The 12,719-nt window shown below is 50.0% G+C and carries 12 protein-coding genes; 1 reads left to right on the top strand and 11 read right to left on the bottom strand.

The window, feature by feature from the left end; all coding sequences use genetic code 11:
• Window positions 1–7 precede the first annotated feature (7 nt).
• The 3 genes from PJK55_RS04880 to smc all read right to left on the bottom strand — a co-directional run bounded on the left by PJK55_RS04880 (window position 8) and on the right by smc (window position 5,007).
• Window positions 8–331 carry a putative DNA-binding protein gene (locus PJK55_RS04880; RefSeq protein ID WP_074034780.1) on the bottom strand — a complete coding sequence of 108 codons (324 nt, stop codon included), beginning with the start codon at window positions 329–331 and terminating at the stop codon, window positions 8–10.
• 96 nt (window positions 332–427) lie between these two features.
• Entirely contained in the window at window positions 428–1,453 is a 1,026-nt protein-coding gene (gene ftsY, locus PJK55_RS04885; RefSeq protein ID WP_074034782.1) for a signal recognition particle-docking protein FtsY, read from the bottom strand.
• Window positions 1,450–5,007, bottom strand: a complete 3,558-nt coding sequence (gene smc, locus PJK55_RS04890) for a chromosome segregation protein SMC (RefSeq protein ID WP_271304992.1) — start codon at window positions 5,005–5,007, stop codon at window positions 1,450–1,452. The genes ftsY and smc overlap by 4 nt, the downstream gene beginning before the upstream one ends.
• 114 nt (window positions 5,008–5,121) lie before the next feature.
• On the opposite strand from smc, the gene PJK55_RS04895 reads away from it, so the two are divergent.
• Window positions 5,122–5,316 (top strand): DUF1128 family protein, encoded by a 195-nt coding sequence (locus PJK55_RS04895; protein WP_015881361.1) that lies wholly within the window; start codon window positions 5,122–5,124, stop codon window positions 5,314–5,316.
• Window positions 5,317–5,357: 41 nt separating this feature from the next.
• Here the strand turns inward: PJK55_RS04895 and rnc are convergent, their stop codons facing one another.
• The 8 genes from rnc to sdaAA all read right to left on the bottom strand — a co-directional run bounded on the left by rnc (window position 5,358) and on the right by sdaAA (window position 12,713).
• Window positions 5,358–6,074 carry a ribonuclease III gene (gene rnc, locus PJK55_RS04900; protein ID WP_214693956.1) on the bottom strand — a complete coding sequence of 239 codons (717 nt, stop codon included), beginning with the start codon at window positions 6,072–6,074 and terminating at the stop codon, window positions 5,358–5,360.
• Window positions 6,075–6,197: 123 nt separating this feature from the next.
• Complete coding sequence (gene acpP / locus PJK55_RS04905; protein WP_074034794.1) at window positions 6,198–6,437, bottom strand: acyl carrier protein; 240 nt, start codon at window positions 6,435–6,437, stop codon at window positions 6,198–6,200.
• 58 nt (window positions 6,438–6,495) lie between these two features.
• On the bottom strand, window positions 6,496–7,236 hold the full coding sequence (gene fabG / locus PJK55_RS04910) for a 3-oxoacyl-[acyl-carrier-protein] reductase (RefSeq protein WP_271304993.1): 741 nt from the start codon (window positions 7,234–7,236) through the stop codon (window positions 6,496–6,498).
• Window positions 7,229–8,149 (bottom strand): ACP S-malonyltransferase, encoded by a 921-nt coding sequence (gene fabD / locus PJK55_RS04915; protein ID WP_271304994.1) that lies wholly within the window; start codon window positions 8,147–8,149, stop codon window positions 7,229–7,231. The genes fabG and fabD overlap by 8 nt, the downstream gene beginning before the upstream one ends.
• An 18-nt stretch (window positions 8,150–8,167) precedes the next feature.
• Window positions 8,168–9,157, bottom strand: a complete 990-nt coding sequence (gene plsX / locus PJK55_RS04920; RefSeq protein WP_271304995.1) for a phosphate acyltransferase PlsX — start codon at window positions 9,155–9,157, stop codon at window positions 8,168–8,170.
• The gene (fapR, locus tag PJK55_RS04925) at window positions 9,154–9,723 is read right to left on the bottom strand and encodes a transcription factor FapR (RefSeq protein WP_074034802.1); all 570 of its coding nucleotides are present in this window, start codon (window positions 9,721–9,723) and stop codon (window positions 9,154–9,156) included. The genes plsX and fapR overlap by 4 nt, the downstream gene beginning before the upstream one ends.
• 85 nt (window positions 9,724–9,808) lie before the next feature.
• Window positions 9,809–11,839 carry an ATP-dependent DNA helicase RecG gene (recG, locus tag PJK55_RS04930; protein WP_271304996.1) on the bottom strand — a complete coding sequence of 677 codons (2,031 nt, stop codon included), beginning with the start codon at window positions 11,837–11,839 and terminating at the stop codon, window positions 9,809–9,811.
• Entirely contained in the window at window positions 11,826–12,713 is an 888-nt protein-coding gene (gene sdaAA / locus PJK55_RS04935) for an L-serine ammonia-lyase, iron-sulfur-dependent, subunit alpha (RefSeq protein ID WP_271304997.1), read from the bottom strand. Before sdaAA ends, recG begins: the two co-directional genes overlap by 14 nt.
• Between the last annotated feature and the right edge of the window lie 6 nt (window positions 12,714–12,719).

Below are 12,719 nucleotides of genomic sequence, written 5' to 3' on the forward strand. Positions count from 1 at the left end.
CAGCCCCCTACTCTAAATTCTCAAGCGCAGAAATCGTAGCCTGCACGTCATCCGTGAGCTCGACTTGACGTTTGAGGGTCTGAAGAAGTTGCTGACGCTGTTCGAATTTTTCGAATAGAGCGAGCTTTTCCTCGTACTGTTCAAGCATCGTTTCTGTACGCTTTATGTTATCGTAGACCGCTTGACGGCTGACTTCAAACTCTTCCGCTATCTCTCCGAGCGAGTAGTCATCTAGGTAATAAAGAGACATATAGTTGCGCTGTTTCGGTGTGAGGAGCGCTTGATAGAAATCGATGAGATAGTTCATGCGATTCGTTTTTTCGAGCGTCAAACCTTTCACCTCCACATGTTAAGTGAAATCCCTTTACAACTACCAATAGTACAGCCGTGCCTAGTACTTGTCAAGTTTTTTTCTTAACAGTAAAACTTAGGCGAGGTCTTTGTTTGTGTCCTCATTTTCAGTTGAGTCCTCTTCTGATTTGTCCTCGAAAACGTCTCCGAACAACCCCAGGACGAACTGCTCTGGGTCAAACTCTTGCAAATCGTCCATCTTCTCCCCGAGACCGACATATTTGACCGGAATATCGAGTTCATTTCGAATCGCGAGAACAATCCCACCTTTTGCTGTACCGTCGAGTTTCGTCAAGACGATCCCGCTCACGTTCGTCGCTTCTTTGAACGCTTTTGCTTGAATCATAGCGTTTTGTCCGGTCGTTGCATCTAATGCGAGTAACACCTCATGTGGTCCGTTCGGGACTTCTCGTTCGATGACCCGTTTCACTTTTTCAAGTTCTTTCATTAAGTTCACTTTATTTTGAAGGCGTCCCGCCGTGTCACAGATGAGCACGTCCATGTTACGTGACTTCGCAGATTGAACTGCATCGTATACGACGGCGGCCGGGTCAGACCCTTCCGTTTGACGAATGACCGGCACTCCGACGCGTTCGCCCCATACTTGAAGTTGCTCGATTGCTCCTGCACGGAACGTATCTCCTGCCGCGAGCATGACGTTACGACCTTCCGACTTCAATTGATGCGCCAATTTTCCGATCGTCGTCGTCTTTCCGACACCGTTCACACCGACAAACAAGATGACTGTGAGTCCGTCTTGCATGTTCAGTTCACGGTCAGATTCGTCTTCCTGAAGGCGTTTCGCCACCACCTCAACGAGAGCATCCCGAACAGCGACCGGGTCTTTCAAGTTGCGTCGTTTCACTTCTTCTTTCAAGTCTTCGACAAGGTCCATCGTCGTCGTGACGCCGACATCCGCTTGGATGAGCAAATCTTCGAGTTCATCGAAGAAGTCCTCATCCACCTCGCGAAAACGATAAACGAGGTCGTTGACGGCACTCGCAAATCCGTCACGCGTCTTCGTCAATCCGTCTGTAAACTTTTGTGACACCTCTTGGGTAGATGTCGTTAATTTTTCTTTTAATTTCTTGAAAAAACTCAACGTGATTCCTCCATCTCTTCATCCATTTCTACGACACGTTTTGCTTCAGACAGTTCGACCGATAATACTTCGGACACCCCGTTCTGTTGCATCGTGACGCCATAAAGCGTATCTGCCGCTTCCATTGTACCTTTTCGGTGCGTGATGATGACAAATTGCGTGTCGATTGAGAGCGTGCGAATATATTCCCCGAACCGATGTACGTTCGCCTCATCAAGCGCCGCTTCGACTTCATCGAGGACACAGAATGGTACCGGACGCGTTTTCAAAATCGCAAACAGTAAGGCGATTGCCGTGAGTGCACGCTCTCCTCCAGACAACAGACTGAGCGTCTGTAGCTTTTTGCCAGGCGGTTTGGCGACGATCTCAATCCCTGTATTCAACAAGTCAGACTCATCGACCAATTTCAAATCGGCTTCGCCCCCACCGAACAACTCGGTGAACGTCTGTTTGAAGTGTGCCCGAACGTTCGTATATGTCTCTTTGAAAAGACGTGTCACTTCACGGTCCATCTCGGCGATGATCTCATACAAATCTTCTTTCGCACTGACCAAGTCATCCCGCTGTTCAGACAAGAACGTAAAGCGTTCGTGAACGCTATCGAACTCCTCGATCGCATTCAAGTTAACCGGTCCGATCTCTTCAATTTGACGAACGAGTAATTTGAACTCTTCTTTCGCCTCATCAAGAGGAATCTCAAGCGCCGGTAAGAGTTCTGCAACAAGCCCGTGTTCCTCTAACGCATCGAGCTTCCACTGTCGTTTTAATTCGAACTCTTGTTTCGCCGTCTCTAGTTTTCGAACGACTGCTTCCGCTTGACGCCGCGCTTCCGTCGCTTGATCGACACGTTGACGCATGATGCGGTACGCCTCTTCATTTGACTTGAGCGTTGCCGTCATCTCTTGAAGTCGCTCTTGAATGTTGGTGAATTCAAGTTTGGCCGTAGCGAGCGTTTCTTCTAACTCGGCAGATGAGACGACTTCCCCACTGTCAAGTCGCGTAAGTTCACGATTCATCTGATCGGTCCGATCCTGTAGACGTTTCCGTTCAGTCGTCAAGCGCTCCACTTCATAACGAACCCGTTCTTCTTCGAGCGTATGGCGTTGTAGGTCGAGCTCGTTTTGACGAAGCAACGTTTCAAGTTGCCCCGTACTTTCGGCACTTTTTGCCTGTTCGGCACGAAGCGACTCTAGTCGAACACGAATGTCCGCTTGCTCTTTATCCGTATCTGCCAACGTTTTCGTCAAACGTTCGAGTTCGGCTGTCGATGTTTCGATTGTTTTCTCGTAACGCAGCATCTCATGATCGAACAGTTCAAGTTGTGACTTGGCATCAAGCGAGGCGCGTTCGGCGGTACGGTAAGCTGCCTCGACCTCTCGAAGCGATCCTTCGACGGTACGTTTCTCGTCTCGTAGCGTTGATAATGCTTCAGTGATTGTCTTCAACGCTTCCGTGTATTCTTGAAGACGTTGTTTTTGCTCATGAAGCATCGCAAGCCCTTGCGTCAATCCTTGTTTCAAGTCGTCTAACTCACGCGATTGTGTGAACAAGGCCACCCCTTGCTTACGACTCCCACCGGTCATCGAACCACCGACGTTCACGATGTCTCCTTCGAGCGTGACGACGCGGAAACGGTATCCGGTCATTTGCGCAATCCGGTTCGCGACTTCTAATGTCTCGGCGACGAGCACCGAACCGAGAAGTGATTTTTTCAACGTTTCGAACGACTCGTCCGTCTCGACTAAATCAGATGCCACTCCGACAAATCCAGTCATCGATTCGAGCCGGTGTAATACTTCGGTCGGTACGAATCTTGGTTTGATCGTCGTCATCGGTAAGAACGTCGCGCGACCTGCGTTCGCTTTGCGCAATCGATCGATTTCATGACGTCCGACTGTCTCGTCTTTGACGACGACATGTTGTTGCGTCTGTCCGAGAGCCGTCTCGATGGCGGCTTCATACGAAGGACGAACACGAATCAGTTCAGCGACGGCACCAAGCACACCTGATGAACGTTCTTTCAATACAAACTTGACCGCATGGAAGTATCCTTCATACGATTGTTTCATCCGTTCAAGCATCTCAATCCGATCTTCCGTCTTTTGACGACGACGTTCGAGGTCATAGTAAGACGTTTCTGCCCGCGTCAACTTCTCACGGATCGTCGTCTCTTGGTCGCGAAGTTCCGTTTCTTTTTTACTCAGTAGTTCGAAACGACCTTGCACTTCTTCATATCGTTCCCGTGTCGCTTCGAGTGTTGCTTCTTGTGAAGACCGATCATCAAGACGATGTTTGTTCTCACGAAGGAGACGTTCTTTCGACTCGATGGCGACATCGATATCCCGTTGCTCCCGCTTTTGTTGGTTACTGATTGTCGCTCGTGTTGTCGCGAGTTCGAACGCCTCACTTTGTAACGCTTCGATCTCGGCATTGAAATCACGCGAGGCGGCTGTCAACTGTTGTTGAAGCGTATCTCTCGCCTCGGTCGTTCGTCGCAACGTATCTACTTTTTTAGACAATTCATCACGAACGACCACCAGTCGAGTCTCTAGCTCTTCCATCTCGGCGCTCACTTCTTCACGTTGACGGACGAGACGCTCTTTCATCTCGGCTCCATGCTCTTCTTGTGCTTTCGCGAGCTTGATGTCACCGGTCAAACGTTCGACATACGTCGACTGTTCGCGCTCTTTTTGGTTCATCTCGGATAACTCGTCACGAAGGGTCGATAGCGTAGCCTCAAGTTGAGTACGTTCCTCCGTGAGGTGTTGTACCGAACGATCACAATCCGATAATTGCTTGATTGATTCTGTATGACGTACCGTCACTTGTTCAATTTCTTGTTGGAGCAACTGAATTTCGGCACCCATGATCCCCGTCTCGAGCTCGTCATGACGGGCTTTTGCCACTGTATATTCCCGAGCGAGCGCCGCCTGCTCACGAAGTGGTTCCACCCGGTCAGCCAATTCAAACAAAATGTCGTCGACACGTGACAAGTTCAATTCAGTGTCTTGCAATTTACGCTCAGCCTGTTTTTTACGCTGGCGATACTTGAGGACACCCGCCGCCTCTTCGATGACGGCACGGCGGTCTTCCGGCTTCCCGGAAATGACTTGTTCGACTCGACCTTGCCCGATGATTGCGAATGCATCCCGGGAAAGACCTGTGTCTAAAAAGAGGTCAATGACGTCTTTTAGACGACATGGTTTTTTATTCATAAAATAGTCGCTGTCCCCACTTCGGGTCACGCGACGGGTCACACTCACTTCTTCATAAGGGAGACGTAACTGTTCGTCGCGATTATCGAGGACGAGCGTGACCTCCGCGACGTTTCGGTGATTCTCACCTTCACTTCCGGCAAAGATGACGTCTTCCATCTTGGCACCGCGAAGTGATTTGGCCGACTGTTCTCCAAGTACCCAGCGAACAGCGTCCGATATATTGGATTTTCCGCTTCCGTTCGGCCCTACTACAGCCGTGACGCCGGGACGGAAATCTAATTCAATTCGCTTGGCAAATGATTTAAAGCCAGCGAGTTCGATTCGTTTTAAGTGCATCGTGACCATCCTATCCGCAGTAAGCATTCATCTGTATATTTTACCACAGTTAACAGTTCGTCAAAATGACAGAATCATGCTATTCTTAAAAGAACTGTAGAAAGGGGAATACAGATGACGAATGAACAGATGATTGAAGCGATTTTAGACAAAATGAACATTATTAACCGCGGTGCAATCAAGGCGGAAGAATATAATGCGGCTGACCCATCAGCGGTGAAAGAGATTTACGAGTACGTAATGACACGTTCTTCCCTCTCTTTATCGGAAGTCGACGGGATTGTCGAAGAACTCGGTCAATTGACATGAAAAAGGAGTGGAACCATTGTGAATGGTCCACTCCTTTTTGTTTATAGATCAGCGTAACGTCGATTGAACGCGATGAGCGCTTCTTTAGCCGCCAACTGCTCGGCTTCTTTTTTAGAGCGCCCGACTCCTTCTCCGACAATGTCGTCACTGAGGCGTGCATGGGCAACGAATTCACGGCTATGCGCCGGTCCTCGCTCCTCGATGATTTCATACGTGACCGGACCTAAGCCTTCCCGTTGCACACTCTCCTGCAACTGGCTCTTGAAATCGGTCTGTTCTTCAAATACACCCGCTAAGACTTTCGGAAAAACCGCTTCGGCGAGGAATCGTTCGACTGCCTCAATCCCTTGGTCTAAATAAAGAGCACCGATATAGGATTCGAAGACATCGGCAAGTAGTGCCGGACGTTTTCGTCCACCGGTCAACTCTTCACCTTTTCCAAGCAAGATGAAGTCAGAGAAAGCATAGGCCTCCGCAAAATTCACGAGTGACGGTTCGCAAACGATCGCCGCCCGTAATTTCGTTAATTCCCCCTCGGAGCGCTCCGGATAAGTCTCATATAGAAAGCGGGATACGGTCAATTCTAACACGGCATCCCCCAAAAATTCTAAGCGTTCATTATCTTTTCGTAATCCACGTTGTTCATTCACATAAGAAGAGTGTGTGAACGCCTGCATGAGCAAGTCGTGATTCGAAAACTGAACGTCTAAACGTTCTTCTAATGACTTGAATAATTCTAAGATGCGTGCCCGTTCCATTTCCTGACGCCGGCGCCGTTGCGCCGACCCTTGACGGTCAAACCGTCGTTTGTCTTTTGTCATAGTTCCCTCCATGAATAAGCACAAGCCCACCGCTCGGAGCCGAGCGGTGGGATGGCTTGATTACACTTTTGTTTCGATGTACGCTACTACGTCGCCAACAGTTGCGAGCTTCTCAGCGTCTTCGTCTTCAATCGTGATGTCGAATTTGTCTTCGAGGTCCATCACCATTTCCATTACTTCAAGCGAGTCAGCGCCAAGGTCGTCCTTGAACGATTTCTCTGCAGTGATCTCAGAAATGTCTTTCCCGAGCTTCTCTGCTACTGCTTCTTGTACGTCTACTAAAATTTGTTCTTTTGTCATGATAAAATCCCTCCAAATGTAAGTATATTAAATGTCTGTCTATTGGTAAAGTTCTCTTTTACGCCATCGTCATGCCGCCATCGACGGCAATCGTCTGACCCGTCACGTAAGCGGCTTGTTCAGATGCTAGGAATGAGACGAGGTTCGCCACATCTTCGACTTGTCCGAAACGATTAAACGGAATTTGCTCGAGTGTAGCGTTCCGCTGTTCATCTGTCAAGGCATCGGTCATATCGGTTTGGATAAAACCAGGACAAACGGCATTGACCGTCACATGACGACCTGCGAGTTCGCGTGCCACTGATTTCGTCAACCCGATCAACCCTGCTTTCGCAGCCGCATAGTTTGCTTGTCCGGCGTTCCCAGTGATTCCGACGACTGAGGCGATATTGATGATTCGCCCCGATTTTGATTTGAGCAACGAACGTGTGACCGCTTGCGATGTGAGGAACGCGCCTTTCAAGTTCGTCGATAAGACGTCATTGAAGTCCGCTTCTTTCATCCGCATGAGTAACCCGTCACGTGTGATGCCAGCGTTGTTCACAAGACAATCGACGCGTCCATACGTATCGACCGTCGTCTTGACGAGTGCTTTAACGTCGTCAGCGTTTGAGACGTCTGCCTTCACGGCCGTAGCTTCGCCACCTGCTTCAATGATGGATGCCACGACAGCGTTTGCTTTTTCTTCACTACCCGAGTAATTCACGACGACACGGAAGCCGTCTTCCCCTAAACGTTTCGCGATGGCCGCACCGATTCCACGGGACGCGCCAGTCACGATCGCTACTTGATCATGCACGAACTTCTCCTCCTAACGAGGCGACTTCTTCCAACGTGGTCGCCTTTTGAATCGATACATTCGAATCGATTCGTTTAATCAACCCTGAAAGTGGTGACGATGGACCGAATTCGATGAACGTGTCTACCCCGTCTGCAATCGCTTTTCGAACACATTCTTCAAAACGAACCGACGAATACAGTTGTTTCGTCAACAACGCCTTTAGATGTTCCGGATCACGATGCACAGCCGCATCCACGTTCGAAATGAAATCGACAGACGCTTCTTGGAACGGTGATGAGGCGAGGACACCTTGGAAACGTGTCGCCACCGGCATCATATATGAACTGTGGAACGCACCGGAGACGTTTAACGGTAATACCCGTTTCGCGCCGGCTGCCTTCAATTCTACACTCGCCTGTTCGACCGCATCGATCTGCCCGGAAATGACAAACTGACCAGGGCAGTTCAAGTTAGCGATTTGAACCAAGTCCCCACTCGCACTAATTTTTTCAGTGATATGAAGTGCTTCTTGAAGATCGGTCATTCCGACGACTGCCGCCATCGTTCCGTCTTTCACAGAAGACATCAAATTACCACGTTCTCGAACGAGCACGGTCGCCTCTTCTAAATCGATGACCCCCGCTGAGACGAGCGCCGCATATTCTCCTACGCTATGTCCGATGACGACATCTGGTGTCGCACCGTTTGATGCATAGGCTTGTGCAAGCAACGAGGCATGTGCCACGATTGCTGGTTGTGCGACTTCTGTTTCTTGTAGGTCTTCTTTCGACCCGGCAGACATGACTTCAAGAAGGTCAAATCCGAGTCGACGCCCGATTGCCTGAAGGGCTTCAGGTTGGTCTAAAAAGGTCTGTCCCATTCCGACGGCTTGAGAGCCTTGTCCTGGGAACACCCATGCTACTTTCCCCATGTCCTCACCTGCTTTCGCTTAGTCTATCGCTTTGGCACGCTTGATTTTATCGACGACATCGTGGTCTACCATGATCTTCGCTTGTTTCAACGCACTCGCAATCGCAAGTGCGTCGCTCGATCCGTGCGCCTTGATGACAGGCGCATTGATCCCGAATAATCCGGCTCCCCCATGTTCACGATAATCAAGCGTTTCTTTCAATCGTCTTAATTTCGGTTTTAAGATGAGAGCGGCAAGTTTTGATACAAGGTTGCTCGTGAATTGTTCTTTCATCATCTTCATGAGCATCGCTGATGAGCCTTCTACACCTTTTAACAAGATGTTTCCGGCAAATCCTTCCGTCACGATGACGTCCACGTCCCCTGACATCGCTTCCCGCGCTTCGACATTCCCGACAAAGTGGACAGGGGCCTGTTCAAGGAGGGGGAATGCTTCTTTCGTGAGCGCATTTCCTTTTCCGGCTTCCGTCCCGATATTGAGAAGGGCGACACGTGGTGAATTGATGCCACGGACATGTTCTGCATACAGTGAACCCATGATTGCATAATCCACAAGATGTTCCGCTTTCGCATCCGGATTCGCTCCGACATCCAGCACGACGACACCACTACCTGTATATGTAGGGAACGTCGGAGATAGTGCCGGACGCTCGATTCCTGGGATTCGTCCGATGACGAAGAGAGAAGCTGCCATCAAGGCGCCGGTGTTCCCGGCAGACACGAGAGCATCCGCTTTCCCCTCTTTAACAAGGTTTGCTGCTACGACGAGCGAGCTGTCCTTTTTGCGGCGGACCGCACGAACAGGCTCATCCTCACCTGTAATGATTTCACTTGCTGGAACGACCGTCACACGAGGATCGTCAAATCCATAAGAGGCAATTTTCACCTCGTCACCGACTAAAAAGAGTTCCATCGGTTCATTCGGATATTGTTCGACGAACCGTTTCACACCTTCTACGATTGCTTTCGGTGCGTGATCGCCACCCATTGCATCAATTGCTAATTTCATGCTTGTTCCTCCTCACCACGTCGGTAAATCGTGAAGTCGCCTTCAAAAACGCGCTCCTCACCGACATAACTTTCGACCGTGACGTCTGTTCTCCCGTCCCCTCTTAGCTTCATCACACGAGCCTTGGCAACGACTCGCTCTCCAAGATGAACCTGGCGACTAAACCGGATCTCCGCTTTAGTGGTCAACGCCAATTCATCATTGATGAGCGCCACCGCTAACGAGTTGGCTTGCGCGAACAGGACGTGTCCACGTGCAATCTCATTGCGGCTAAAGACGTGTTCTTTTTCTATATCGAGGACAGAAATCGCAGAGTCATCGAGTTTCAAGTCAATCATATCACCGATGACCTCGCTCATTGAAAGCGATTTGACTTCATCGAGGTGCTCGGAAGCCACATGTTTGATTCGTTCCCTCACTTCCGGAATTTTTAATTCCATCCGGTCGAGCCGAATCGTCTGGATGCTGACGGAAAACTGTTTTGATAGTTCTTCGTCTTTGATGAACGGGTTGCGCTCAATCGTTTCTTGTAACAAGCGTTGCCGCTCTTTCTTAGGTACCCGCATTCAGTTCCCTCCTAAACTAATCACTAAAGAACTTAATACCTGGTACTAATAGCAGTATATATTCTTTAGTCGTCATTTTCAAGTATTATTCTAACCTTTCCCCAACGAGAAGGTCGAGTTGTTTCAAATAGCCACGTAACCCTTCATATTGGGCGTCATGCCAAAATGCGTCGCTTCCGAGAAGTTTCACGGCATCTTGCATGGCCACTTCCATCACTTTCAAATCGAGAACGGGATCTGCGGCCCGGAAGCTCGGAAGACCGCTTTGCGCGGTACCAAAGAAATCACCGGCACCACGTAACTCTAAATCTTTCTCTGCCAATACGAATCCATCGTTCGTCTCTGTCATCGTTTTCAGTCGTACTTTCCCGACATCTGACTTCGGGTCCCCGACGAGGATACAGAACGATTGATGGGCACCACGACCGACGCGGCCACGTAGCTGGTGTAATTGCGCGAGACCGAAACGCTCGGCGTCATGGATGATGATGAGTGAAGCGTTCGGAACGTTCACCCCGACTTCGACGACTGTCGTCGATACGAGAATTTGCGTCGCATTGTCAGCAAATGACTTCATCACGTCGTCCTTTTCTGCGCTCGACAGCTTTCCGTGCATCAGCCCTACTGAATAGTTCGGAAACCGTTCTTTCAAAAGTTCATACAAAGCTGTCGCACTTTCGACCTCGAGCGTATCTGACTCCTCGATGAGTGGTGCGATCACATATGCTTGACGACCGAGAGACAGTTCACGGTCGACCATTGAATGGACACGGTCAATTTGGTCTTGCTTCGCCCAGTACGTTTCAATTGGTTTTCGGCCTTTCGGCATCTCATCGATTGTCGAGACGTCCATCTCTCCGAAGGCGCTGATAGCAAGTGTCCTCGGAATCGGAGTCGCGGTCATATATAAGACGTCCGCAAATTCCGCTTTATCGCGAAGTTTCTTTCGTTGTTCGACACCGAATCGATGTTGTTCGTCCGTGATCGCCAAATGTAAGTTCGAAAACTCGACGGGGCCTTGAATGAGGGCATGTGTTCCCACGATGATGTCGACGTCTCCTGATTGGATTGCCGATAGTAGCGCTTCTCGCGCTTTCCCTTTCACTGAGCTCGTCAAGAGGGCAATCGTGATACCGAACGGTTCGAACAATTCCTGTAAAGATGTCGCATGTTGTTCTGCTAAAATCTCGGTCGGCACCATCAATGCCCCTTGATACCCAGCCATGACGGTCGCATACAAGGCAATCGCGGCAACGACGGTCTTCCCGCTCCCGACATCCCCTTGTAGCAATCGGTTCATCCGTTCTGGCTTCTCCAAATCGGATACAATTTCACGGATGACCCGTGTTTGGGCTCCCGTCAACGGGAATGCGAGTCGTTTGACGAACTCGTTCAGTTGATGTTTATCAAGTTGAAGGGCCCGACCGTTTCCTGACCGCTCCATTTTCCGAAACGCCTGCAGTTTCAATTGATACATGAGACATTCTTCATAAACATAACTCCGTCTCGCCTGCTTATACGTTTCCACGCTATCTGGAAAATGCATACCACGTAGCATATCCATCCGATCCTCAAGTCGATACCTGGCCCGTATGGACGGCGGTACACGCTCCGGAAGCTCGCTCACTTGTTCAAATGCTAACTTGACGATCCGACTAAAGTTCTTTTGCGTCAGTCCCGCTCGTAATGAATAGATCGGTTGAAGTCCGCCTGACGGAGCACCAAATTCGAGGTCGGTCGCGCTGATCGTCATCCGATTCATGTCCCATTTCCCTTTGACCGTGACGGTCTCGCCGATTGCTAACTTCTCTTTATAAAATGCACGGTTAAACATCGTCACTTGGACCGCATATCGTTCTTCTAGCAATAATCTGAACTGAAGTCGATTCTTGCCTTTACTATAGTAGCGAACGAGTGGTTCTGCTTGAACCGTCCCACTCCACTTGACCAGGTCACCATGAACGGCAGTCGTTACGGTCCCACTATTATAATTCTCATAACGAAACGGGACGTGCTCTAGCACGTCCTCGATTCGAACAAGTCCCATCACTTCTAGTTTTTTGGCCATCTCCGGCCCGACTCCTTTCAGAGTCGTCAGTCGTTCATTGTTTTGCATCTTCTTTCGCTCCAAATATATTTCGTTCGAGGCGACGAGCCGTCGGCGTATTCGCCAGTCCACCTTTCGCCGTCTCTTTCAATGCAGTCGGCATCATTTGACCGACTTCATGCATCGCTGAAATGACTTCGTCACAAGGAATGCGTGATGTGATTCCCGCGAGGGCCATGTCCGCTGCGACAATGGCATTGGCACCACCCATGGCGTTTCGTTTTACACATGGGACTTCAACGAGTCCTGCCACCGGGTCACAGACGAGACCGAGCATGTTCTTAAGGGCGATCGCGAATGCCGTCGCCGATTGGTCCGGTGTCCCGCCGGCTGCTTCGACGATGGCGGCTGCAGCCATTCCGGTCGCTGAACCGACCTCTGCCTGGCAGCCACCTGCCGCTCCCGAGATCGAGGCGTTGTTCGCCACAACAAAACCGAAAGCACCTGACGTGAACAAGTAACGAATCATCGCATCGCGGTCCATCTCGAGACGGTCTTTCACAGCGAATAACGTTCCAGGTACGACGCCTGCACTCCCCGCAGTCGGTGTCGCACAAATCCGTCCCATCGCCGCATTCACTTCGTTCGTCCCGATTGCTTTTGACACGGCATCTAAAATGAGGTCTCCAGCAAGTGATTTACCTGATTGGATATACTCTTGCATGAGTACGGCATCGTTCCCCGTCAATCCTGTCACCGATGTAACACCTTGAAGGGCGCGTTCAACCGCTTCTTCCATGACCTCGAGGTTTCGGTCCATCATCCCGATGATGTCCTCCCGACTCGAGCGTCTGACGTGCATCTCTTGTTCGATCATGACTTCAGAAATAGGGATGCCTCGTTCTGTGGCAATCGTCACTAACTCTTTTACTGATTTAAACATCTCACA

Source organism: Exiguobacterium sp. MMG028, assembly GCF_027947425.1.
Taxonomy (GTDB): Bacteria; Bacillota; Bacilli; order Exiguobacteriales; family Exiguobacteriaceae; genus Exiguobacterium; species Exiguobacterium aestuarii_A.

Coding starts and splice junctions, on each gene's coding strand:
- sdaAA (WP_271304997.1), bottom strand. CDS start 12,713: ATGTTTAAATCAGTAAAAGAGTTAGTGACGATTGCCACAGAACGAGGC.
- smc (WP_271304992.1), bottom strand. CDS start 5,007: ATGCACTTAAAACGAATCGAACTCGCTGGCTTTAAATCATTTGCCAAG.
- fapR (WP_074034802.1), bottom strand. CDS start 9,723: ATGCGGGTACCTAAGAAAGAGCGGCAACGCTTGTTACAAGAAACGATT.
- plsX (WP_271304995.1), bottom strand. CDS start 9,157: ATGAAATTAGCAATTGATGCAATGGGTGGCGATCACGCACCGAAAGCA.
- PJK55_RS04895 (WP_015881361.1), top strand. CDS start 5,122: ATGACGAATGAACAGATGATTGAAGCGATTTTAGACAAAATGAACATT.
- acpP (WP_074034794.1), bottom strand. CDS start 6,437: ATGACAAAAGAACAAATTTTAGTAGACGTACAAGAAGCAGTAGCAGAG.
- fabD (WP_271304994.1), bottom strand. CDS start 8,149: ATGGGGAAAGTAGCATGGGTGTTCCCAGGACAAGGCTCTCAAGCCGTC.
- recG (WP_271304996.1), bottom strand. CDS start 11,839: ATGCAAAACAATGAACGACTGACGACTCTGAAAGGAGTCGGGCCGGAG.
- rnc (WP_214693956.1), bottom strand. CDS start 6,074: ATGGAACGGGCACGCATCTTAGAATTATTCAAGTCATTAGAAGAACGT.